This is a genomic window from Acidovorax sp. 100 (genome assembly GCF_003688355.1).
In the GTDB taxonomy this organism is placed as follows: Bacteria; Pseudomonadota; Gammaproteobacteria; order Burkholderiales; family Burkholderiaceae_C; genus Acidovorax; species Acidovorax delafieldii.
This window is the reverse complement of the sequence record NZ_REFD01000001.1, coordinates 1,054,990-1,077,108: the sequence shown is the minus strand read 5'-3', so window position 1 is coordinate 1,077,108 and position 22,119 is coordinate 1,054,990. Positions and strand designations below refer to the sequence as shown.

18 protein-coding genes and 1 riboswitch are annotated in these 22,119 nt (G+C 67.7%); of the genes, 8 read left to right on the top strand and 10 right to left on the bottom strand.

Features of this window, described 5'->3' with window-relative positions; all coding sequences use genetic code 11:
- Positions 1-49 precede the first annotated feature (49 nt).
- On the top strand, positions 50-451 hold the full coding sequence (locus C8C96_RS05035; protein WP_121941652.1) for a RidA family protein: 402 nt from the start codon (positions 50-52) through the stop codon (positions 449-451).
- A gap of 75 nt (positions 452-526) precedes the next feature.
- Here the strand turns inward: C8C96_RS05035 and metH are convergent, their stop codons facing one another.
- The 4 genes from metH to C8C96_RS05015 all read right to left on the bottom strand — a co-directional run bounded on the left by metH (position 527) and on the right by C8C96_RS05015 (position 6,552).
- Positions 527-3,265 carry a methionine synthase gene (gene metH / locus C8C96_RS05030; RefSeq protein WP_233584164.1) on the bottom strand — a complete coding sequence of 913 codons (2,739 nt, stop codon included), beginning with the start codon at positions 3,263-3,265 and terminating at the stop codon, positions 527-529.
- 26 nt (positions 3,266-3,291) lie between these two features.
- Positions 3,292-3,402, bottom strand: a riboswitch (S-adenosyl-L-homocysteine riboswitch).
- A 29-nt stretch (positions 3,403-3,431) separates the two neighbouring features.
- On the bottom strand, positions 3,432-5,147 hold the full coding sequence (locus C8C96_RS05025) for an IPTL-CTERM sorting domain-containing protein (protein WP_121941651.1): 1,716 nt from the start codon (positions 5,145-5,147) through the stop codon (positions 3,432-3,434).
- A 105-nt stretch (positions 5,148-5,252) separates the two neighbouring features.
- Positions 5,253-6,008 carry a hypothetical protein gene (locus tag C8C96_RS05020; protein WP_121941650.1) on the bottom strand — a complete coding sequence of 252 codons (756 nt, stop codon included), beginning with the start codon at positions 6,006-6,008 and terminating at the stop codon, positions 5,253-5,255.
- A 91-nt stretch (positions 6,009-6,099) separates the two neighbouring features.
- Positions 6,100-6,552, bottom strand: coding sequence for a PACE efflux transporter (locus tag C8C96_RS05015; protein ID WP_199737442.1), 453 nt, complete (start codon positions 6,550-6,552; stop codon positions 6,100-6,102).
- A gap of 74 nt (positions 6,553-6,626) precedes the next feature.
- On the opposite strand from C8C96_RS05015, the gene C8C96_RS05010 reads away from it, so the two are divergent.
- A complete protein-coding gene (locus C8C96_RS05010) occupies positions 6,627-7,568 on the top strand; it encodes a LysR family transcriptional regulator (RefSeq protein ID WP_121941649.1) in 942 nt (313 codons plus the stop codon).
- A 33-nt stretch (positions 7,569-7,601) separates the two neighbouring features.
- On the opposite strand, the gene C8C96_RS05005 is transcribed toward C8C96_RS05010, so the two are convergent.
- Positions 7,602-8,438, bottom strand: a complete 837-nt coding sequence (locus tag C8C96_RS05005; protein ID WP_121941648.1) for an MBL fold metallo-hydrolase — start codon at positions 8,436-8,438, stop codon at positions 7,602-7,604.
- Positions 8,439-8,536: 98 nt separating this feature from the next.
- Here C8C96_RS05005 and C8C96_RS05000 point away from each other — a divergent pair, with 98 nt between their 5' ends.
- Complete coding sequence (locus C8C96_RS05000) at positions 8,537-9,526, top strand: GlxA family transcriptional regulator (protein ID WP_121941647.1); 990 nt, start codon at positions 8,537-8,539, stop codon at positions 9,524-9,526.
- Positions 9,527-9,674: 148 nt separating this feature from the next.
- Positions 9,675-10,586 (top strand): PPK2 family polyphosphate kinase, encoded by a 912-nt coding sequence (locus C8C96_RS04995; protein ID WP_099731571.1) that lies wholly within the window; start codon positions 9,675-9,677, stop codon positions 10,584-10,586.
- Positions 10,587-10,643: 57 nt separating this feature from the next.
- Here C8C96_RS04995 and C8C96_RS04990 read toward each other — a convergent pair whose 3' ends face one another.
- Positions 10,644-11,399, bottom strand: coding sequence for a hypothetical protein (locus tag C8C96_RS04990; RefSeq protein ID WP_121941646.1), 756 nt, complete (start codon positions 11,397-11,399; stop codon positions 10,644-10,646).
- A gap of 303 nt (positions 11,400-11,702) precedes the next feature.
- Between C8C96_RS04990 and C8C96_RS04985 the strand changes: the two genes are divergently transcribed.
- The 3 genes from C8C96_RS04985 (at position 11,703) to C8C96_RS04975 (ending at position 16,520) form a co-directional block, all read left to right on the top strand.
- Positions 11,703-13,010, top strand: coding sequence for a Glu/Leu/Phe/Val dehydrogenase (locus C8C96_RS04985; protein ID WP_121941645.1), 1,308 nt, complete (start codon positions 11,703-11,705; stop codon positions 13,008-13,010).
- A 295-nt stretch (positions 13,011-13,305) separates the two neighbouring features.
- On the top strand, positions 13,306-14,994 hold the full coding sequence (locus C8C96_RS04980; RefSeq protein ID WP_121941644.1) for a class I adenylate-forming enzyme family protein: 1,689 nt from the start codon (positions 13,306-13,308) through the stop codon (positions 14,992-14,994).
- Positions 14,991-16,520, top strand: a complete 1,530-nt coding sequence (locus tag C8C96_RS04975) for an MFS transporter (protein WP_233584163.1) — start codon at positions 14,991-14,993, stop codon at positions 16,518-16,520. The genes C8C96_RS04980 and C8C96_RS04975 overlap by 4 nt, the downstream gene beginning before the upstream one ends.
- 19 nt (positions 16,521-16,539) lie before the next feature.
- Here C8C96_RS04975 and C8C96_RS04970 read toward each other — a convergent pair whose 3' ends face one another.
- Positions 16,540-17,631 carry a hypothetical protein gene (locus tag C8C96_RS04970; RefSeq protein ID WP_233584162.1) on the bottom strand — a complete coding sequence of 364 codons (1,092 nt, stop codon included), beginning with the start codon at positions 17,629-17,631 and terminating at the stop codon, positions 16,540-16,542.
- Positions 17,632-17,882: 251 nt separating this feature from the next.
- Between C8C96_RS04970 and C8C96_RS04965 the strand changes: the two genes are divergently transcribed.
- Positions 17,883-18,431 carry a hypothetical protein gene (locus C8C96_RS04965; protein WP_121941642.1) on the top strand — a complete coding sequence of 183 codons (549 nt, stop codon included), beginning with the start codon at positions 17,883-17,885 and terminating at the stop codon, positions 18,429-18,431.
- A gap of 67 nt (positions 18,432-18,498) precedes the next feature.
- On the opposite strand, the gene C8C96_RS04960 is transcribed toward C8C96_RS04965, so the two are convergent.
- The 3 genes from C8C96_RS04960 to yegQ form a co-directional block, all read right to left on the bottom strand.
- On the bottom strand, positions 18,499-19,209 hold the full coding sequence (locus tag C8C96_RS04960; protein WP_121941641.1) for a hypothetical protein: 711 nt from the start codon (positions 19,207-19,209) through the stop codon (positions 18,499-18,501).
- A 67-nt stretch (positions 19,210-19,276) separates the two neighbouring features.
- Positions 19,277-20,653, bottom strand: coding sequence for an SH3 domain-containing protein (locus C8C96_RS04955; RefSeq protein WP_233584161.1), 1,377 nt, complete (start codon positions 20,651-20,653; stop codon positions 19,277-19,279).
- Positions 20,654-20,674: 21 nt separating this feature from the next.
- Positions 20,675-22,114, bottom strand: coding sequence for a tRNA 5-hydroxyuridine modification protein YegQ (gene yegQ, locus C8C96_RS04950; RefSeq protein ID WP_121941640.1), 1,440 nt, complete (start codon positions 22,112-22,114; stop codon positions 20,675-20,677).
- Positions 22,115-22,119: the final 5 nt, after the last annotated feature.

Genomic DNA, 22,119 nt, shown 5'->3' with positions numbered 1-22,119 from the left:
TACATTGCCTTCATCGCAATCATCTGCCCTGCAGAACGAAAGGAATCCCATGCCCCACCGTGACGTTGTCTTCCCCGCAGGCCGCCAGGCGCTGTACGAGCGCAACCGCTATTCGCCCGCCGTGCGCGCCAACGGCTTCTTGTTTGTCTCGGGCCAGGTGGGCAGCCGCGAGGACGGCTCGCCCGAGCCCGACCTGGCCGCGCAGGTGCGTCTGGCGTTCAGCAACCTCAACGCCGTGCTGCACGCTGCAGGCTGCACGTTTGATGACGTGGTGGACGTGACGCTGTTCGTGGTCAACCCGGAGGCGAACTTCGAGACCGTCTGGGGCATCGTGCCCGAGTTCTGGGGCGAGGCGCCCTACCCCACGCTCACCGGCATCGGGGTGACCTGGCTGTACGGGTTCCAGTTCGAGATCAAGGTGATCGCGAAGCTGCCCGGCTATAAGGGCTGATGGGCCGGGACATTTGAATCAAACAGACTTCCAGCGCTTATCGAACAAGCGCCGGAAGCTATTCAATTCATAGCATCACAGGTTCGGCGCCAGCAGCCGCTCCAGCACCTTCTCGTCCATGCCCCGGCGCTGGGCCATATCGTGCAGTTGGTCTTCGCCAATCTTGCCGACGTTGAAGTACACGCTGTCGGGGTGGCCGATGTAGAAGCCGCTCACGCTGGCGGCGGGCATCATGGCCAGGCTTTCGGTGAGCGACATGCCGATCTCGCCAGCCTGCAGCACGCGGAACAGGTCGGTCTTGGCGCTGTGGTCGGGGCAGGCGGGGTAGCCGGGCGCGGGGCGGATGCCCTGGTACTTCTCGGCAATCATGTCGTCGTTACTCAGCGCTTCACCGGCAGCGTAGCCCCACAGGTCGGTGCGCACGCGGTGGTGCAGGGCTTCGGCGAACGCCTCGGCCAGGCGGTCGGCCAGGCTCTTGAACATGATGGCGGAGTAGTCGTCCAGCGCGTCGATGAAGGCTTTTTCCTTCTTCTCGATGCCCAGGCCCGCCGTCACGGCAAACATACCGGCGTAGTCGGCAATGCCGCTGGACTTAGGCGCCACAAAGTCGGCCAGGCAGCGGCTGGGGCGGGTCACGCCGTCGATGGTATGTTTCTCGGCCTGCTGGCGCAGGCCGTACCAGGTCATGGCCACTTCGGTGCGGGTGTCGTCGGTGTAGAACTCGATGTCGTCATCGTTCACGCTGTTGGCGGGCAGCAGGGCCATCACGCCGCTGGCCGTGAGCCACCGGCCTTCGATGATCTTCTTGAGCATGGCCTGTCCATCGGCAAACACACGCGTGGCTTCCACGCCCACGATCTCGTCGGTGAGGATGGCAGGGTACGGGCCGGCCAGGTCCCAGGTCTGGAAGAACGGGCCCCAGTCGATGTACTTGGCCAGCTCGGCCAGGTCGAAGTTCTTGAACACACGGCGGCCCAGCGCGCGGGGCACAGCGGGTTGGTAGGCCGACCAGTCCACGGGCGTCTTGTTGGCGCGGATCTTGGCCAACGGCCACAGGGGTGTGGCCTTTTTGTTGGCGTGCTGGGTGCGCACCTTGTCGTAGTCGGCGTTCAGCTCATCCACGTAGCTCTGCACGCCGTCGCCCAGCAGGCTTTGCGCCACGCTCACGCTGCGGGACGCATCGGGCACATAGACCACAGGGCCTTCGTAATGCGGAGCAATCTTGACGGCGGTGTGCACGCGGCTGGTGGTGGCGCCACCGATGAGCAGCGGGATCTTCTTGATGCGGAAGTGGTCGTCCTTCTGCATCTCGCCGGCCACGTACTGCATCTCTTCGAGGCTGGGCGTGATGAGGCCCGACAGGCCCACGATGTCGGCCCCCTCCACCTTGGCGCGCGCCAAAATCTCGTGGCAGGGCACCATCACGCCCATGTTCACCACCTCAAAGTTGTTGCACTGCAGGACCACGGTGACGATGTTCTTGCCGATGTCGTGCACATCGCCCTTGACGGTGGCGATGATGATCTTGCCCTTGCTGCGCACATCGCGCCCAGCCAGTTCGTCCTGGCGCTTTTCTTCTTCGATGTAGGGGATCAGGTGGGCCACGGCCTGCTTCATCACGCGCGCGCTTTTCACCACCTGGGGCAGGAACATCTTGCCCGCGCCGAACAGGTCGCCCACCACGTTCATGCCGTCCATGAGCGGGCCTTCGATCACGTGCAGCGGGCGCCCACCTTTGGCCAGGATGGCGCGGTAGGCCTCTTCAGTGTCTTCGGTGATGAAGTCGGTGATGCCATGCACCAGCGCGTGCGACAGGCGTTCGCCCACGGTCTTGGGGTGCTCGGGCGTTCCGCGCCATTCGAGCTTCTTGCTCTCGTCCTTGGCGCCGCTCTTGGCGGTTTCGGCGATCTCCACCAGGCGCTCACCCGCGTCGGGGCGGCGGTTGAGCACCACGTCTTCCACACGCTCACGCAGCACGGGCTCCAGGTCGTCGTACACGCCCACCATGCCCGCGTTGACGATGCCCATGTCCATGCCCGCCTGGATGGCGTGGTACAGGAACACCGTGTGGATGGCCTCGCGCACCGGGTCGTTGCCGCGGAAGCTGAACGACACATTCGACACACCGCCCGACACCTTGGCGCCCGGCAGGTTCTGCTTGATCCAACGCACGGCCTCGATGAAGTCGACCGCGTAGTTGTTGTGCTCCTCGATGCCGGTGGCCACTGCAAAAATGTTGGGGTCGAAGATGATGTCTTCGGGCGGAAAGCCCACTTCATCGACCAGCACGCGGTAGGCACGTTCGCAGATCTCGATCTTGCGCGCGAAGGTGTCGGCCTGGCCTTGCTCGTCGAAGGCCATCACCACGGCGGCGGCGCCATAGCGCTTGACCAGCCGCGCCTCGTGCTTGAACTTCTCCACGCCCTCTTTCATGCTGATGGAGTTGACGATGCCCTTGCCCTGGATGCAGCGCAGACCGGCTTCGATCACCTCCCACTTGGAGGAGTCCACCATGATGGGCACGCGCGCGATGTCGGGCTCGGATGCGATGAGCTGCAGGAAGCGCACCATGGCCGCTTTGCTGTCGAGCATGGCCTCGTCCATGTTGATGTCGATGACCTGCGCGCCGTTTTCCACCTGCTGGCGCGCCACGGCCAGGGCCTCTTCGTACTGGCCATTCAGGATCATGCGCGCAAACGCCTTGGAGCCTGTGACGTTGGTGCGCTCGCCGATGTTGACGAACAGCGTGCCCTCACCGATGGAGACGGGCTCCAGGCCGGACAGCTTCATGGGGGGGATGGACAAATCGGACATAGGGCTCACCTGCGCGGCACAAGGGGTTCAGGTGAGCGTCGTTGTCGATGGAAGGCGGGGGCACGCGCGGCCCAAGCCTGACGGGCCACCCTACCCCATGAAAGGCACGGCGGGCCGCTGCAACGCTCCTTGGACCAAGGAGCGATTGTAGTTGCCAGCCCGGGGATCAGCGCAGCATGCGACGGCTGCGTGCCGCTGCCAGCAGCACCAGACCCGCGAGCGCCAGCAGCGCCCATTCGGACAGCGTCGGGATAGCGCTGGGCGCCGCTGTGATGGTGTCCGTGTCGGTGGCGCTGTTGTTGCCCGGCGTGGGGTCCGACACGCCGCCAGGGGCCGACACCGTGGCTGTATTGCTCAGCGTGCCTGTGGCCGAAGCGCTGACCGTGGCGGTGACGGTGTAGGTCACCGAGCCGCCGACGGGCAGATTGACCGAGTCGCTGATATTGCCGCTGCCGGAGGCCGTGCAGGTGCCACCGCCCGCGCCCACGCAGGTCCATGTGCCGCCGGTGAGCGCAGCGGGCAGGGTGTCCGAAACCGTCGCGCCCGCCACACCGGAGGGGCCGGCGTTGCTCGCGGTGATGGTGTAGGTCACCGTCCCGCCGGCCGTGACGGTGGTCACTCCATCGGTCTTGGTGATGGCGAGGTCGGCCACCGGCGTGATGGTGTCGGTGTCCGTGGCGCTGTTGTTGCCCGGGGTGGGGTCGGTCACGCCTGCAGGCGCCGCCACCGTCGCTGTGTTGCTCAGCGTGCCTGTTGCGGCCGCGCTCACCGTGGCGCTCACCGTGTAGGTCACCGAGCCGCCCGCAGGCAGGTTGACCGTGTCATTGATGTTGCCACTGCCCGAGGCCGTGCAGGTGCCGCCACCAGCCCCCACGCAGGTCCAGGTGCCGGTGAGTGATGCCGGGAAGGTGTCGGCCACCGTGGCGCCCGAGGCGTTGGACGGCCCGGCATTGCTGGCGACGATGGTGTAGGTGACCGAGCCGCCTGCCGTGACGGTGGTCACGCCGTCGGTCTTGGTAATGGCCAGGTCGGCCTGGGGTGTGAGGGTGTCGGAGTCCGTGGCGCTGTTGTTGCCTGGGGTGGGGTCGGTCACGCCCGCAGGCGCCGTCACCGTCGCCGTGTTGCTCAGCGTGCCCGTTGCGGCCGCACTCACCGTGGCGCTCACGGTGTAGGTCACCGAGCCGCCCGCAGGCAGATTGACTGTGTCGCTGATGTTGCCGCTGCCCGAGGCCGTGCAGGTGGCGCCGCCCGCGCCCACACAGGTCCAGGTGGCCGTCAGTGCGGCCGGGAAGGTGTCGGCCACCGTTGCGCCCGGGGCGTCGGACGGCCCGGCGTTGCTGGCGACGATGGTGTAAGTGACAGCCCCCCCCGGCACTGCGGTGGTCACGCCGTCAGTCTTGGTGATGGCCAGGTCGGCCTGCGGATCGAGCGTATCGGTATCCGTGGCGCTTTCATTGCCCGGATTGGGGTCGGTCACGCCTCCTGGCGGTGCCACCGTCGCCGTGTTGGACAAACTTCCCGTGGCCGCCGCACTGATCGACGCCGTGGCGGTGTAGGTCACCGACCCGCCGACCGGCAGATCGACCGTGTCGTTGATGTTGCCGCTGCCCGAGGCTGTGCAGGTGCCGCCGCCCGCGCCCACGCAGGTCCAGGTGGCGGTCAGCGCGGCTGGGAAGGTGTCGGCCACCGTCGCGCCAGTCACAGGATTCGGCCCCGCATTGCTGGCCGTGATGGTGTAGGTGACCGAGCTACCCGGAACGGCGGTGGTCACGCCGTCCGTCTTGGTGATGGCTAGGTCGGAAGACTGCGCATGTGCGGCCGTGGCCCCCATCATCATCATGAAAAAGACCACAGACACCCAGGACACAGCACGTTGCAGCATGGCGAGATCCCCTCAGGTTTGAATAGGAATAGCGCCGCAGTGTAACGGGATGTTGTGCATTCGCATACACCCCGCGGCAGGCCAGCAGCGGGGCCCGGTATCGGCTCAACGCACAGGCAGGAATTGCAAAAAGGTGCCGCCCACAATGCCCTGCACATAGCTGATGGCGGCGCGGCGGTACTTTTCGGTGGTGAACGCGGCCAGCAGGTCCAGCCGCGCGATGATCTTGCCGAACTCGCGCTCGAAGCTCAGGTTGCGGCCCTGCTGGCCGATCTCGTCGGCCAGCAGCAGCGGCTGGCCCTGGGCGTTGCGGCGCTGCGCCAGCAGCCACACGGCGGTCTCGACGTTGCGCGCGGCGTTGTAGAGGTGCTGGGCATCCATGCCATCGAGCAAGAAGAACTCGGTCTTGCCGCCGTGGGCGGTGATGATCATGTCGGCCGTGGCGTAGATGAAGGCCGCCACGCGGTCGCCCGCAAATTCGGGTGCCAGGGCCAGCGCCATGGCGGCGATGTCACGGCGGCCCTGCAGTGGGGCCCAGGGCTGGCGCTGCAGCACGGCGGTGCGCAGCTGCTCCAGCGCCTGCTCGCGGCCGGTGGCGGCGCCCTTGCGCCATTCGGCGGGGTTGCGGCGGTAGAGCTTGTCGGCCAGGCGCATCAGGCCGTCCAGGTTCTCCTGCATGGCCAGGGTGGCCATGCGGTTGGCATCGGACTGGGCCAGTTCGGCGGCATGGGTGGGTGCACCCTTCACCTCGCCGCGCGGCGTGGGGGCGTTGCTGGCACAGCCTGCCAGCACGCAGCAGGCCGCCACGCCAGCCCACCGACCCCGCAAACCCCGCAGCAGCAATAAAAACGGCCCTCGCATGGGGCCGATTATGGGTGGCGGCTGAGCGCCCCAGCCCGCCGGCGAACGGCGGTTGACATTGTTTGAAGAAGCGCGCTCGGGGCTGTTGTTACTACGCCGCCATGGCCGACGCGGGCAGGCCGAACAGGTGGTCAAACACCCAGTTGAAGACAAAGGTGTAGCAAAGGAAGAACACGATAAGCCCCAGGTCCATCACGAACGCGTGCCACAGGCTCACGCCAAACCACCAGGCAAACAGCGGCACCAGCGTGAACACCAGGCCGCCCTCGAACCCGATGGCGTGCGCCACGCGCCGCGCCACGCTGCGCCCGCGCACGGGCTGGCGTGCCTCCCAGCGCTCGAACGCCCAGTTGAAGACGATGTTCCAGACGATGGCGATCACCGAGGCTGCCACCGCCACCACGCTCGAATGCCCCGCGCCCTGGCCCGTGAGCAGCGCCAGGCCCACCGTGGCGGCGCCGATGGCGATCAGCTCGTACAGGGTCACGTAGATCACGCGGCGCTTGACGCCTTGCAAGCCAAAAAGAGTGGGTGTCTTGTCCATGGCCAGTACTTTATATTCGCCACACTGACACATAAAGTCAGCTTGTTTCAGTTTTATTGACAGATCAAACCGCAATGGCCTTCAACTCTGACAGCGTGCAGGTGTTTCTGACCGTGCTCGACCACGGCTCGTTCTCGGCCGCCGCGCGGGCCTTGTCGCGTGTGCCGTCGGCCGTGAGCATGACCATTGCGCACCTGGAGGCCGAGTTGGATGTGCAGCTGTTTGATCGCAGCGGACGCGAGCCCCGCCCCACCGCCGCCGCCCGCGCGCTGGAGCCCCAGGCCCGGCTGCTGGCGGGACAGCTGCAGCAGCTCAACGCCCAGGCGCTGGCGCTCACCCAGGGGCTGGAGGAGCGGCTCACGCTGGCCATTGCACCCGAGCTGCTGGCCTCGCGCTGGACGGAGGCGCTGGCGGCATTGGCGCAAGAGCACCCGCTGCTGCAGATCGAGGTGCTGGCCGCGCCGCAGGTGGATGCGCTGGCGCTGCTGCACAGCGGCCGCGCACAGCTGGCGCTGGTGTTTGAGCGGCCCAGCATCGACGGGCGCGAGGGCTTTCAGGAGGTGGGCACCGAAACCCTGGTGGCGGTGATGGCGCCGCAGCACCCGGTGCTGGTAGCCGCCCGTGCCACCGCCCAGGCTCGGGGTGCCCCACCGGAGCGCGCCATGCTGCGCGAGGAGCACCTGACCACCACACGCCAGATCGTGGTGGCCAGCCGCGACCTGGCGCAGACCGACCCGCGCTTTGTGTTTGCGCGCCACCACTGGCGCACCGACAACCACCTGGCCGCGCTGGGCCTCATCGAAGCCGGGATGGGCTGGGGCTGGCAGCCGCGCGCGCTGGTGCAGTCGCGCATCGAGGCGGGGCGGCTGGTGGAGATGCCGTTCGAGAACCTGAGCAACGGCGCCGCGCTGTGGGTGGACGTGGTGTGGTCCAAGGAGCGCCCACTGGGTCTGGGCGCTGCGCGCTTTGTGGCGCTGATGCGCGACCAGCGGGCGCTGGAAGCCGAGCTGGCGTGATTTATGGCCCTTTTGGGCGGTAGCGCTAGTCGATCATGCTGTGGAAGCTAGCAAATTCATAGCATTTTTTTGGACGATGGGTCCGGGGTATTCACGGCACTCGCCGTCCTCGGGCACCCACAGGCGGTGCGCCCACCCGCCGCGCTGCGCCAGGGCGCGCACCTGGGCACGGGTGGTGGGGCAGTGGTCCAGCGCCTCCAGGTGGTTGACCACCACGGCGCCCGTCGTCAGCGCGGCAGCCTGTGCGACCTCGGCGGCGTCCATCAGGATGTCCGCGCCCAGGTCAAACCGGGCGCCACCGGCAGGCAGCACGGCCACACCGGGCTGCAGACGCTGCAGGCAGTCGCGCACCGGGGGCGTCAGCACCGTGTCGCCCGCCAAGTACACGCTGGGCTCGCCCGGCAGCTCCAGCAGGTAGCCGTGGCCGTGCTCCATGAAGCGCGCCACCCAGCCCCGGCCGTGGGTGCAAGCCACGGGCGTGACCTGCCCGCCCAGCGCAAAGGGCTGGCGGCCCTCGCCCGCCAGCGACAGCACCTGCAGGCCGCGCTGCGCCAGGTAGGCGGCGTCGTGCGGCATGCACAGGACGGGAATCTGGCGCTCGCGCAGAAACTGCTTGCCCGCGCGGTCCAGGTGGTCAAAGTGCCCACGCTGGCAATGGGTGATGAGCGCGTGGGTCACGCGCTGCAGCGCCGCGTCGGCCTCGGCGGGCAAATCCACCAGAGGGTTGCGCTGGCGCCGGGGGCCCAGGTAGCGCAGCGCGGGCAGGCTGCCCCGGGGCGCGAGCATGGGGTCCACCAGCAGGCCGACGGGGCGGCCCGCGTGCTGAAACTCGAGCAGAACGGTGGCGTTGCGCAATTGGGTGATGAGCATGGGGTGCTTTCAGTGGGAAGGGGTGTTGCCATTGTTGAAAAGCAGGCCTCCCCTGAAAATGGCGCATATTGACAATTTCTTGCGCTTTTGTGCCACCCATGGTTTCTCCCTCCTCTGCACCCCAGCCGCCTTTGCGCGTGGCGCTGCTGCTCTACCCGGGCTGCATGCCCGCCGGCCTGTTTGCTGCGGCGGACATGGCACGCGCCGCCAACCTGCGCGCGCAGGCCAGCGTGATGGACATCTGCTGGGCGGGGGTGGACCTGTCGCCCGTGCCCACCTGGCAAGGCCCCGCGCTGGCCCCCACCGTGGCGCTGCAGCATGCCGAGGCCGATGTGGTGCTGGTGCCGGGCTTGTGGCTCTCGTCGCCCGACCAGCTGCAGGGGCCGCTGCAGCAGCTGGCCCCGGTGGTACAGGCCTTGCGCGCGCTGCCCCGGCGCACCCAGCTGTGGAGTTACTGTGCGGGCGTGGTGCTGGCGGCTGCCAGCGGGCGGCTGCGCGGCCAGGGCGCCACGGCCACCTGGTGGTTGCGTGCGGCGCTGGAGCAGCAGTTTGCGCCGGTGGACTGGCGCTTTGACGAGCCGCTGGTGGCTGGCCCCACTGCCACCACGGCCGCCGGGGCCAACGGCTATCTGCCACTGATGCTGCACGCGCTGGCCGCCCGCCTGCCGCCCCAGGCATTGACCGACCTGCAGGAGCTGCTGATGCTGCCCCGCCCCCGCACGGCGCACCCCGCATTTGCCGGGCATGACCTGATGACGCTGGCCGACGCCGACCTGCGCCGCGCCATGCTGTGGGTGCAGCGCAGCCCCGCCACCGATCTGCGACTGCCTGCGCTGGCCCAGGCGCTGGGCCTCTCGCCCCGCACGCTCGCGCGGCGGGTGCAGGCCCACACGGGCCTGACGGCGGCCTTGTGGATGCGCCGCATCAAGTTGCGCCAGGCCAGCGAGGCGCTGTGCGACACCGCGCTGCCGCTCAAGCGCATTGCCGAAGACCTGGGCTTTGCCAGCGAAGCCGGGCTGCACCGCGCATTCCGCCAGGCCACGGGGCAGACGCCGCTGGCCTACCGCATGGCACATGGCGCGCGCTGAGCGGATCCTGCGACCAGTTTCAAGTCCAATCGTCCTCAAGCGCCAGTGAATCATGCGTCGATAGCTATGATTTTCGCAGCTTCTGAATTTAGAAAAAAGGAAACTACGCCCACGCCGCTGACGTACGATGGCCCATCGAGGAGCCCGCATGAACCACCCGTTTCACAGCAGCAACAAAGACGTGGCCCAGCGCTGGTCGCAGTGGCAGCCGGACGCGCCGCAGCACGACGACGAGAAGCGGCCCGACGGCCAGCCCGAGCGGCGCAAGGCCGGCAAACACCGCCGCACGGTGGCGCTCAAGGACTTTGATCCGTCGGCCAAGCCGTTTTCGCTGGGCGACAAGCTCAAGGACAAGGCCGCCACCGAGTCGATTGCGCAGGAGCTGGACACGCTGCAGAACCTGTTCTACGCCGACAAGCGCTACAAGCTGCTGGTGATCCTGCAGGGCACGGACACGGCCGGCAAGGACGGCACCATCCGGGGCGTATTTGGCCGCATGAGCGCGCTGGGCGTGCACGCCGTGGGCTGGAGCGCCCCCACCGAGGCCGAACGTGCCCACGACTACCTGTGGCGCATCCACCAGAAGGTGCCCGGCGCGGGCGAGATCACGGTGTTCAACCGCAGCCACTACGAGGATGTGCTGGTGCCCGCCGTGAACGGATGGATCACCCCCGAGCAGCACCACCAGCGCTTTGGCCACATCAACGACTTCGAGCGCATGCTCACGCACACCGGCACCATCGTGCTCAAGTTCATGCTGCACATCAGCGCTGACGAGCAGCGCGAACGCCTGCAGGAGCGCCTGGACGACCCGGCCAAGCACTGGAAGTTCTCGATGAGCGACATCGAGGCCCGCAAGCAGTGGAGCCAGTACCAGAAGGCCTACGAAATGCTGCTGGCCGCCACGCACACGCCCTGGGCGCCGTGGACCATCGTGCCTGCCAACTCCAAGACCCACCGCAACCTGATGATCGCCACGCTGGTGCGCGAGGTGCTCACCGGCCTGGACCTGCGCTACCCGCCGGGCGACCCGGCGCTGCAGAAGATCCGCATCGAATAGGGCCCGCACCGCTGTGGGCACGGCAGCGGGCGGCGCAAAGACAGGCTGCGCATGCCATCACTGGCCCGGCGGGCATTCGGGGATGCGGCCCCAGGCGTCGCCGCAGAAGTTCTGCCGCGTGCGGGTGAGGCAGCTCGCGCGCGACAGCTCGTTGCTCATGGCCGCACACTGGGCCAGCGCACCGCGCAAGCGGGCCAGGCTGTCGCCGGGCGACGGCGCGTGCGCTGCGGGCGGCGGCCACGGCGCGTTGTCGGCCGGTGCCACTGTGCGTGGGTTGCCGGTGGCAGGCAGCGATGCCGCATCGGCCACACGGGGCGCGGTGACAGGCGTGAAGTGCGGCGCAGAGGCCGCAGATGCAGACGACGGTGCAGCAGCAGCGGTACTGCCCGGTGCGGACGCAGCGGCTGCAGGGCGTGCGCGTTCGGATTCAATGATTTCCTCCACCGGCTCGGGGCGGGCAGGTGCAGACTCCGCATTGCCCGCAGTGCCGGGCACTGCGGCGGGGGCTGCGACGGCCCGGGCCTGCTGCGGGGGCGGCACGGCATCGGGCCGGCCCAGCAGGTACCAGGCCGCGGCGCCCGCCACCACCAGCAGGGCCACTGCGGCGCCTGCGTAGGCCATGGCCGGTCGCTGGCGCGCCGGGCCCGCAGCAGGGTGCTCGTCGTCATCGAACACAAACTCCATCGGCGCCGGGGCAGCGGCGGTGGCGAGGTTGGCCTCTGCCTCCAGGGGGTGGGCGCACTTCACGCACCAACGCGCCGTAGGGTGGTTGGGCGCCTGGCACTGCGGGCAGGCGGTGTAGGTCACGCTCATGGGATTTCCCTCTCTTTTTCATGGTCCCGGCGGTCCGGTGTGCGTCCGGTGTGCGTCCGGTGTGTGCCCGGTGCAGCGCCTGGTTCTGCGCCGGGCTGGCCGAGTCTAGGCGCAACGGGCCGCCCGGCAAGGTCCGGGCCCACGGGCCGCTACCCCGCCGGTAGATTGCCGCACTGCAGCATGGGATGGGGTTGCGCCAAACTATGCATCAAATGCATAACCCACAAACACACCGGCCTTGGACAGTGCCCGGGCCGAGGCATAAGCTTCGCAGCCTGAACTGATCCCACAAGGAAATTCACCATGTCAAACCCCGTCGGCGCCCCCGCCGCACAATCCCACCCCCTGCCCTCGTACCTGCAGGCCGACCACCTCGGCCCCTGGGGCAACTACCTGCAGCAGGTAGACCGCGTCACCCCTTACCTGGGCAGCCTGGCGCGTTGGGTGGAAACGCTCAAGCGCCCCAAGCGCATCCTGATCGTGGACGTGCCGATTGAGCTGGACAACGGCACCATCGCCCACTACGAAGGCTACCGCGTGCAGCACAACCTGAGCCGCGGCCCCGGCAAGGGTGGCGTGCGCTTTCACCAGGACGTGACGCTGTCGGAAGTGATGGCCCTGTCGGCCTGGATGTCGGTGAAGAACGCGGCGGTGAACGTGCCCTACGGCGGCGCCAAGGGCGGTATCCGCGTGGACCCCAAGAAGCTGTCGATGGGCGAGCTGGAGCGCCTGACGCGCCGCTACACCAGCGAGATCGGCCTGCTGATCGGCCCCTCCAAGGACATCCCCGCACCCGACGTGAACACCAACGGCCAGATCATGGCCTGGATGATGGACACGTATTCCATGAACACCGGCGCCACCGCCACCGGCGTGGTCACCGGCAAGCCCGTGGACCTGGGCGGCTCGCTGGGCCGCGTGGAAGCCACCGGCCGCGGCGTGTACACCGTGGGCGTGGAAGCCGCCAAGCTGACCGGCCTGGCGCTGGAAGGTGCCCGCATCGCAGTCCAAGGCTTTGGCAACGTGGGCGGCATTGCGGCCAAGCTGTTTGCCGAAGCAGGCGCCAAGGTGGTGGCGGTGCAAGACCACACCGGCACCATCTTCAACAGCAAGGGCCTCGATGTGCCCGCCCTGCTGGCGCATGTGAAGACCCGTGGCGGCGTGGGCGGCTTTGCCGGCGCCGATGTGATGAAGGCCGAAGAGTTCTGGGGCGTGGATTGCGAGATCCTGATCCCTGCCGCGCTGGAAGGCCAGATCACCAAGGACAACGCGGGCCAGATCAAGGCCAAGCTCGTGATCGAAGGCGCCAACGGCCCCACGACCACCGAGGCCGACGACATCCTGCACGACAAGGGCGTGCTGGTGCTGCCCGATGTGATCGCCAACGCCGGCGGCGTGACAGTGAGCTACTTTGAGTGGGTGCAGGATTTTTCCAGCTTCTTCTGGAGCGAGGACGAGATCAACGCCCGCCTGGTGCGCATCATGCAAGAGGCCTTTGCGGGCATCTGGCAAGTGGCGCAAGAGCACAAGGTGAGCCTGCGCACTGCCACTTTCATCGTGGCCTGCCAGCGCATCCTGCACGCCCGCGAAATGCGCGGCCTGTATCCATAAGCCCACGCCCGCCCCACTGGCCCGCCCCTTACCCGGGACGGGCCGTCACACCACCGCCAGCCGCTGCGATCCAGCCCTGGCGGTTTTTCTTTGCCCAGGCCTTGCGCAGCCACCGTGGCTGTTGCGCCGTGGCGACGCAGCAAGCGCGCGCAACGGCCGTTCAAGGCCCCAGAACGACCGCGCAGCCGCCGCAGAAACCAAAAGATACGCACACATACAAATGGTGATCTTTCCCCCGGACCTTGCGTGAAAAACTGCCTGGACTTCGCACTCACGCCGTCTTCGGGAGATTCTGGTGGCCCTTCCATCCCTGCGCAGCCTGCTGGCGCGCTTTCTGCTCAGCCGCCTGCGCACCGCGCGCTCCGTGGCCCGTCTGGCGTACCGCCTGCACCCCCACAAACCTGCGCTCATCGACCGGCGCGGCACCCTCACCTATGCGCAGTTGCAGGATCGCGTGTACCGCCTGCAGGCCTGGATGCAGGCCCAGGGCGTGAAGAAAGGCGATGTGGTCTTCACCTGGCTGCCCGAGACCGGCGAGCAGTACGAAACCCGCCTGGCCACGTTCGAGAACGGCACCATCTTTGCCAGCTTTCACAAGCACCTGCCGGCCGAGGCAGCGCTCACCACCATGGGCCGCGTCAAGCCCACGGTGTTCATCCACGACCCGCTGCTGAGCGCGCCCATCCTGCAGGCCGTGCGCGAGCAGCTGCCCGGCTTGCGCGTGCTGGCGCTGGGGGATGACTACGAGCGCGCCCTGGCGCAGCAGACCCCCTCGGCGGGAACGGCCGACGTGCACGAAGATGATGTGTTTGCGCTGCACATGACCTCGGGCACCACGGGCCTGCCCAAGTCCATCGGCTACAGCAACCGCAAGTACCTGGACAGCGTGCGCCTGATCTCCCGCGCCATCGACTTCAAGCCGCCCGCCAACGGGCCGGACGTGAACATGCTGGGCCTGCCGCTCACCGGCCCGGGCTCGGGCCTGGTGCTGCCCACGCTGCTGGCGGGTGCGGCGCTGATGATGCCCGAGGACTTCCGCGCCACCACGCTGGCTGGGCTGATCCAGAAGCACCGCGTGTCGCGCGCTTTCCTCTCGCCCTCGGCCATCATCGACCTGCTGGACGAGCCCACGCTGGGCCAGTACGACCTGTCGTCGCTGACCCATGTGCCCTACGGCTCGGAGATGATGCCCGCGCCCAAGATCGCCGAGGCCATCCGCCGCTTCGGGCCCATCTTCCAGCAGGGCTACGGCTGCCTGGAGGCCCTGCCTCCCATCACCTGGCTGCTGCCCCACGAGCATGTGGACGCGCAAGGCAACCCGCTGGGCAACGACATCCTCTCCACCGTGGGCCGCGTGATGCCGGGCGTGGACGTGGTCATCCGCGACGAGCAGTTTGCGCCGCTGCCGCTGGGCCAGATGGGCCTGATCACCGTGCAGACGCCGGTGCGGTTTGATGGCTACTGGCTGGACCCGGAAAAGACCAGCGAGACCCTGCGCGACGGCTGGGTGGTGATGGGGGACCTGGGCTATTTCGATGCTGCGGGCTATCTGCACGTGCTGGGCCGCAGCGCCGACCGCGTGGTGCGCCACGGCCAGGCACTCAACCCGCGCGAGATCGAGGAAGTGGCGCACTGCCACCCGGCCGTCAAGGAAGCCTGCCTGGTGCAGCATGGCACCGCCGCCGTGCTGGTGGCCAGCCTGCGGCAAAGCTGGCGCAACGACCGGGGCACCCAGGCCCTGGAGCACGATCTGGCAGAGTTTCTGGTGCAACACCTGCCGCCCGAGATGCGGCCCGACGATGTGCGCCTGGTCACCGAAATTCCGCGCAGCTTCCTCAACAAGATGCTGCGGCGCGAGGTGCGCCTGATGCTGGAGGCCATGCCGCCGCGCAGCGGTGCGGCGCACACTGCACGCGCAGAGCCTGTGGCGGGCTCGATGGCGATGGCTGCCCGGGCCGAAGCAATGGCATCCGCACACCCATGACAGCCCCCATGAACATGCAGCACACCCCACACATCCGGCTGAGCCTGGGCACCAAGCTCGGCTACGCCGTGGGCAACGTCGGCCTGCAGATGCTGATTGCGGCCATGAGCTTCCTGCTCATGATCTTCTACACCGATGTGGCCCTGGTGCCTCCGGCCGTGGCCGGTGCGGCGCTGCTGGTGGGCAAGGTGTGGGACACCATCAACGACCCGCTGTTTGGCTGGCTGACCGACCGCACGCGCTCGCGCCACGGCCGCCACCGCGTGTACCTGATCTACGGCGCCCTGCCGCTGGCCGTGGTGGCTGCCGCCGTGTGGATGGTGCCGCCAGGCCTGAGCCCCTGGGCAGCCTTTGTGTGGATCGCCGTCACCTACACCTTGTTCGACACCGTGATGACGCTGGTGCAGCTGCCCTACCAGGCCATGGCCGCCAACATGACGCAGGACTACGACGAGCGCACCAGCCTCACGGCTTTTGCATCCATGGGTGCCCTGCTGGGGTTTTTTGCGGGCAGCGTGTTCATGCCCCTGCTGGTGCGGGCCGCGCCCGATGCACGCACGGGCTACGCACTGGCCGGCGCCTGTTTCGGGCTGGCCGCTGGGGTCGCTGTGGCCGTGGTGGCCTGGCGCGTGCGCGAGCCCGCCACCACCGCCGACTTATCGCCTGCGGCCCCAAACCCTCCAGCAGCCACACCCGGCTGGGCGTCGGTACGCAGCACCCTGCTGGCCACGCTGCGCAACCGCCCGTTTGTGATGCTGGTGAGCGCAGCCGGGCTGGTGCGGCTGGGCCTCACACTGGTGCAGGCCTCGCTCGCTTATTTCGTTATCTACCAGCTGCAGGGCGACAAGGGTGACCTGCCACGCTTCATGGGCATCCTGCTCGCGGTGGTGGGCGTCTCGCTGTTCGTGTGGAAGCGCGTGGTGGACCGCTGGGAGAAAAACCGGGCCTACATCCTCGGGCTGGTGTTTTGCTGCGCGGGGCTGATAGCGCTGTACTGGGTGGGCCCAGGCCAGCAGGCCCTGGTGACGGGCATCCTGGTGGTGGTGGGCATCGGCATGGGCGCGCATTGGATCGTGCCGTTTGCCATGGTGCCCGACACCATCGACCACGGCCACATGCAGGCGGGCGAGCGGCAGACCGGCATGTACTACGGCCTGTATGGCCTGGTCGACAAGCTGGCTCGCACCCTGGCCACGGTGCTGGTGGCCGGCATGCTGGAGCTGACCGGTTATGTGCCCAACGTGGCCCAGTCGGCCCAGGCGCTGCAAGGCATCACGGCCATGACGGGCCTGCTGCCGGCGCTGTGCCTGGTGCTGGCCATCCCGCTGCTGATGGCCTATCCCATCACCCGCGCCCGCCATGCAGACCTGGTGCGCAGCGTGGGCGCTGCCGCCCCGGCGGAGACGGCCAGTGCGGCAGCAGTGGCCGCAACCCCTGTACGCCAGAGCGAACACACCACCCGCCCTGCGTGGGAGCCCTCACGCAACCTGCCCGGTGGTGGGCACGACTTCGCACACAGTCGTTAGAGAACATCCGGGAGCGCCCTCAGGCAGACGGCGCTGGCCCGACCGGTTCGGGCGGCAACACGCCGCGCAGCGCCAGACAGAAGGGCTGCGCACACTCTGCGCGCGCTGCATACGGGCAGCCCACGGTCTCGCACAGGCCCGAATCCCCGTTGCGCGCCCGCGCGTCCTCGCGCGGCACCTGACCGCTGGCCTGCAGCACGGCCATCTGGGTCCAGGGGTCCAGGCGCCCTGTGGCCTGCTGCAGCATGTCGCGGCCATACACGGTGGCAGCCAGTTGCGGTTGCAGGTCCAGCACCAGCAGCGCGCTGGTGCGCGGCGCGGCAGCATCCATGCCCTGCAACACCAAGGCCATGACCCCCGATTGCAACGCCTGGCCGCCGCCCGCAAAAGGCACCTGCAGCGCGCCGCCCGCAGCGCTGGCGCCCGCGCCCGCAGCGGCAGATGACGCCTGGGCCGCGAGCCACGGCACCGGGGCACGCAGGGTGAGCGCCAGCCCGCGCGGCCCCTCGGGGGTCGCCACCACGCCCTGGCGCACCAGCCAGGTTTGCAGCGGCGGCTGGTCGGCATCCAGCGCGCCGCTCTCCAGCGCCTGCGCCATGCCGATGGGCCAGGGCTGCGCGGCCACCACGCGTTGCGGCACTCCGGCCTGGGCGGTGACCTGTGCGACCAGGGCACTCACCATCCGCAGCAGCGGTGCGCTGAGGCCCGACGCGGGCCAGGCCGTGCCACTTGTGGGGGAGGCAGCGGAGGTTGCCGCATTGGCCTGCGCCGCCATGGTTGCGCCACGGGGCAGCGCCGATGCCCCCGTTGGCGAGGCCTGCGCAGCCCCCTCACCCCTTGCGCCCTGCAATCGGCCATCGGCCCCGCCCGCCCGGCACGGGTCGAAGCCCGCCGCCAACTGCTCGCGCGCCTGGTGCGAGATGCTGGCCTGGTCCGCCGGTGTGGGCAGCGGCCCACCGGGCGGGCTGGGTGAGGTGACCGAGGGCGGCGGCGCGCTGGGGTCTGCGGTGGGCAGCGGCGAGGGTGCGGCGGGTACAGCAGGTTTGGGCTTGTCCAGCCCCAGCAGCGCCGTCTGCCGCTGCAGCGCCGCCTCGGCCAGGAACTGGGCCACCCCGGCGGCAGTGCCGTGCGGGACGGATCGATCGGGAGGGTCATGCCGGGTTGCCTGGGAAATGGATGCCCGATTCTGTAGTGATTCGTCCAGCGTGAACAGGCCATGGTGCGGGCAAACCTGTTGCCCGCATCAGCTATCAACTACATAGCAAAAGGTGCAATAAAGTCCAGCGCTACCGGCACTTTTTGCCCACAATCCGGTTCCACCGCCCGCCCCGCTGCCTCTCAGCGCGCAGCCACCTCCCCGCCATGCACCCGCACACCACCGCCCGCCCGCGCCTTGTTGATCGCCACCCCACACCCCATACCGGGGTTGCGCCTGCACTGCTGATGGCCGTGCTGGGCTTCCTGCTGTTCAGTGGGTGGATGTATGCGCCGCAGTGGGACCGCGCCCTGCCCCAGCGGCTGGGTACCTGGCTGGCGCTCTCGTTTTTTGTGCTGGCGCTGGACGAGCAGTTCATGCTGCACGAGCTGTGGAAGTTTCGCTGCCACGAATGGACCGATGCCTGCCGCTGGAGCGCCGTGCGCGAAGCCCCCATGCTGGCCGTGGCGGTGGTGGGCTTGCTCACCATGGCCTGGCTGCACCGCGCCTTGTGGCACCCCGGCACGCGCGCGCTGCTGTGGGCGGGCCTGGCTGTGGGCTGGCTGGCAATTGGCGTGGACCAATGGCCCGAAGTGCAAGCATGCTGGCCCCGACTGCCCGATCTGCCATCGCTGCTGGCCACGCTGGAAGAAGGGCTGGAAGTGGTGGCCGAGGCGCTGGTGTTGGGGGCGTTGTTGCGTCAGCCAGGGCAGTGATAAGAGGGAGACGCCGTGCAGATCCGCTGGCAGACAGATGAGAGCCATGCCCGACGTTCAGCAGTACTCAGCTGAACTGCTCATAAAACACATCAATCGGGCTCGTGGCGACCTTGGCCTGGAGCGGAAAAATCTCCCAGGGATTTTCAACGCTCATGTCATCAAGGCGAGCCAACAATTGATCCCGCACAGCCGCTTTCACTTCCTGTCGCCAGTTCAAGACCTGGCCCCAAGTTGAACTCCCATTCAAATGCAATGGAAACCGCACGGCTTGCACTGATGCGCTATAGGCCAGAGGAAAGAGCCGCCCGTAGGCGTGAAGGTTGTAGAGCCACGAAACGCCACGCACTGTTGTAGCCATTGGCGCACTTCGCTGAACATGTGCAAACAAGTCGCGCAGTTCTGACATCCTCGCGCCGACGTTCTCAACGGCCAATGGGCTGGAATTGAGTCCACTTGGCGGTAGAAAGTGGATGCGCAAGGTGCCGGTGGCATCGGGCGGGTCGTACGAGAAGCAGCCAAACGACCGTTCGAGTTCGGGGTAGGAGTGGGGCCGCTGGTACTCGGCGCACAAGGCGAGTTGGGCAGCATGGTCACTGCCTGTGCTTTGAACTCTGGCCAAGAAGCGATGCCATTGAGTCTCGCCAGCGTTGCCCCAAAGGTTCAGCCTGCGTCGCAGGTTAGTACAACGGTCAATGGCCACGTCAATTGGAACCGCCGCTTTCACCGCATAGTGCGCGGCAAACTTCAATTGAAGAGAAAAATAACATTCAAGCATTGAATTGGACGGTGACACTGGCTCGCCGACTGCTGCTCCCAGCCGAACGTTGTCCAGCCGCCTCCCCTCACGTGCACTCCTGATCCACCCAATACCCCGCCGGAAACCACTGGCCGTTGATATTGAGGTACCAGCGCCATTCAAAGATGGGCTCAAAGCTCATGCCGCCTGGCGAGGGGGTGTCGATGCGCAGAATGTCCGCCACGCCGTCGCGGTCGAGGTCAATCTCGTGCACCATCACCGCCGTTTTCTTGCGCTCGGGCTGGGGCCGGTAGGGCGGGTCGGCGGGCATCATCCAGCTGGTGGCATAGCGCCTGGAGCGCACCTTCACCGCATCGGGCGGCAGCTTGCCGGGCACCACCAGGCGCACCAGCACTTCGGCCGACTCTGACACCTTGGCAGAGCCGCGCACGGCAGTGGTCTCGTCGTTGCGCGGGTCGTCAAAGCCCTTGCCCGGGTAGTGGCCGCCGCAATAGTGGTCTGCATTGCTGATGTCCCAATACTGCCGCCCCATGGTACGGGCGCCCACCAGGCCCTGGTGCGTGATCGTGTACAGCGTGAGCGCCGGGGCAAAGGCCAGATCGGCACCGCCCACGTCCCAGAAGCCCGTCACGAACTCGATCTCGGGTCCGCTGTGGCGGTTGAAGCTGCCATAAGGCACAGCGGTGGGCTTCACGGCAATGCGGCTGCCCGCCACGGCCGCGATGCCGTCGGCCTCGGTCTCGTGCAGCAGGGCCACGCTGGTGTGGCTGCGGAAGTACGACGGGGCAATGGCAGGCAGCGTGGGGGCGGATGCCAGGGGCGCCACGTCCGGGATATGGTCCACGGCGCGGGTGGCCAGCTTCAAGTTGTCCAGCGGGTTGACGGGGCGGCCCCGGTCGATCTCCTGCTCGGGCCGCAGCAACACGCCGCCGCGCATGAGCTTTTTGGCAGCCTCCCATTCGGGGCGCAGGGGGTACTGCACGGGCATCCGGGGCGTGTGGCTTGGAGCCAACGCGGGCAACTGCAATGCAGCGGGGCGCGGCAGTGCGTTGCCGTAGGCCCGCATGCGGTTGGCGGACGGCGCCACCCAGAAGGCGCGGGCGGCGTCCTTGCCCGCCTGGGCCAGGGTGAGGGGCTGGTCGGCCAGCAGGTTGCAGGCCACATGGGCTTGCAGGGGCTCAGGCAAAGGCGGGCCCAGGCGCGCATCGCCCGTGTAGAGCACGGCGCACCAGCCGTCGCGCTCGGTGATCTGCTGCAGCACGGTGTTGGCGGGCACCTGGGCCACGATGCGGGCCTGCGACTGGGCCGACTCGCGCAGGTTGACCCAGGAGCCTTGCACATAACGCTGCTTGGCGGGCGCCACAGCCGGCGTCTGGGCATTGGCCGGGCCCACGAGTGCTACGCCCAGCAAAGCAGCCATGGTCCAGTGGCGAGGCCGTGTGGCGTGCACCAAGGTCTTCATGCTCCAGCCACTGCGAGAGAGTTACACCGCCAATGCAGGCTCTGCCGCTTCAGCAGGCGGTTGCGATTCAATCACCCGCGCCAGCAGCGCGCCGCTGTAGCGCGCGGGCAGCGGGATCCACACGCGCACCGGGCTGCCCTGGGCGACCTGCACGGGCTGGCCTTCCACATTGCGCATCTCTTGCAGGCGCACCGTAGTGTTGCCGCTGGGGTGCACCACTTCAATCAGGTCACCCACGGCAAAGTGGTTCTTGGTTTCGACCTGTACCCAGTCTCCAGACAGGCCCACATCGGCCTGTCCTTCGGCACCCAGCACCTCGCCCACATACTGGCTGCGCTGCGTGGCCGAGTGGCCGCTGATGTAGTTCTGGTAGTCGTTGCTGGGGCGGCGCTCCAGCAGGCCGCCGGTGTAGCCGCGGTTGGACAGGCCTTCGAGCTCAATCAGCAACTCAGGGTTGAAGGGGCGGCCGGCCACGGCGTCGTCGATGGCGCGGCGGTAGACCTGGGCGGTGCGGGCCACGTAGTACAGGCTCTTGGTGCGGCCTTCGATCTTGAGCGAGTCGACGCCGATCTGCGCCAGGCGCGCCACATGCTCCACCGCACGCAGGTCCTTGCTGTTCATGATGTACGTGCCGTGCTCGTCTTCCATGATGGGCATCATCTGCCCGGGGCGGCCCGCTTCTTCGATCAGGTAGACCTTGTCGGCCTTGGGGTGGCGCTCGCCGTTGCCGGTGGTCGATGCGAAGGACTGTTCGGCCTTCTGCTGCGCGGCTTCGAAGTTGAAGTCGCCCTCCATCTTCTGCGCAATGGCTTCGCCCGTGGTGGGGTCGATGTCGGCGTCGTGCGCGGCGTAGTTCCAGCGGCAGGCGTTGGTGCAGGTGCCCTGGTTGGGGTCGCGGTGGTTGAAGTAGCCGCTGAGCAGGCACCGGCCCGAGTACGCAATGCACAGCGCGCCGTGCACGAACACTTCCAGCTCCATGTCGGGGCATTCCTGGCGGATCTTCTCGATCTCGTCCAGGCTCAATTCGCGCGAGAGGATGACGCGCTCCACGCCCATCTTCTGCCAGAACTTCACCGCCGCCCAGTTGGTGGTGTTGGCCTGCACCGAGAGGTGCACCACCTGCTCGGGCCACTTTTCCTTGACCATCATGATCAGGCCCGCGTCGGCCATGATGAGGGCGTCGGGCTTGCAGTCGATCACGGGCTCGATGTCGCGCAGGTAGGTGCGGATCTTGTCGTTGTGCGCAATCAGGTTGCTGGTCACAAAGAACTTCTTGCCGCGTGCGTGGGCCTCGTCAATGCCTTGCTTGATCTGCTCCAGGCGGAACTCGTTGTTGCGCGCGCGCAGGCTGTAGCGCGGCTGGCCCGCGTAAACGGCGTCGGCGCCAAAGTCGTAGGCGGCGCGCATCTTGTCGAGCGAGCCAGCGGGCAGGAGGAGTTCGGGGGCTTTGAGCGTGGTCATGGGGT

Excerpts from the sequence above, each read along its gene's own strand:
- C8C96_RS04975 (WP_233584163.1), top strand. The coding sequence starts at position 14,991 with ATGACAGCCCCCATGAACATGCAGCACACCCCACACATCCGGCTGAGC.
- C8C96_RS04960 (WP_121941641.1), bottom strand. The coding sequence starts at position 19,209 with ATGCTTGAATGTTATTTTTCTCTTCAATTGAAGTTTGCCGCGCACTAT.
- C8C96_RS05015 (WP_199737442.1), bottom strand. The coding sequence starts at position 6,552 with ATGGACAAGACACCCACTCTTTTTGGCTTGCAAGGCGTCAAGCGCCGC.
- C8C96_RS04965 (WP_121941642.1), top strand. The coding sequence starts at position 17,883 with ATGCACCCGCACACCACCGCCCGCCCGCGCCTTGTTGATCGCCACCCC.
- C8C96_RS04990 (WP_121941646.1), bottom strand. The coding sequence starts at position 11,399 with ATGAGCGTGACCTACACCGCCTGCCCGCAGTGCCAGGCGCCCAACCAC.
- C8C96_RS04985 (WP_121941645.1), top strand. The coding sequence starts at position 11,703 with ATGTCAAACCCCGTCGGCGCCCCCGCCGCACAATCCCACCCCCTGCCC.
- C8C96_RS04995 (WP_099731571.1), top strand. The coding sequence starts at position 9,675 with ATGAACCACCCGTTTCACAGCAGCAACAAAGACGTGGCCCAGCGCTGG.
- C8C96_RS05000 (WP_121941647.1), top strand. The coding sequence starts at position 8,537 with ATGGTTTCTCCCTCCTCTGCACCCCAGCCGCCTTTGCGCGTGGCGCTG.
- C8C96_RS05010 (WP_121941649.1), top strand. The coding sequence starts at position 6,627 with ATGGCCTTCAACTCTGACAGCGTGCAGGTGTTTCTGACCGTGCTCGAC.
- C8C96_RS05035 (WP_121941652.1), top strand. The coding sequence starts at position 50 with ATGCCCCACCGTGACGTTGTCTTCCCCGCAGGCCGCCAGGCGCTGTAC.
- metH (WP_233584164.1), bottom strand. The coding sequence starts at position 3,265 with ATGTCCGATTTGTCCATCCCCCCCATGAAGCTGTCCGGCCTGGAGCCC.
- C8C96_RS05020 (WP_121941650.1), bottom strand. The coding sequence starts at position 6,008 with ATGCGAGGGCCGTTTTTATTGCTGCTGCGGGGTTTGCGGGGTCGGTGG.
- C8C96_RS05005 (WP_121941648.1), bottom strand. The coding sequence starts at position 8,438 with ATGCTCATCACCCAATTGCGCAACGCCACCGTTCTGCTCGAGTTTCAG.
- C8C96_RS04955 (WP_233584161.1), bottom strand. The coding sequence starts at position 20,653 with ATGAAGACCTTGGTGCACGCCACACGGCCTCGCCACTGGACCATGGCT.
- yegQ (WP_121941640.1), bottom strand. The coding sequence starts at position 22,114 with ATGACCACGCTCAAAGCCCCCGAACTCCTCCTGCCCGCTGGCTCGCTC.
- C8C96_RS05025 (WP_121941651.1), bottom strand. The coding sequence starts at position 5,147 with ATGCTGCAACGTGCTGTGTCCTGGGTGTCTGTGGTCTTTTTCATGATG.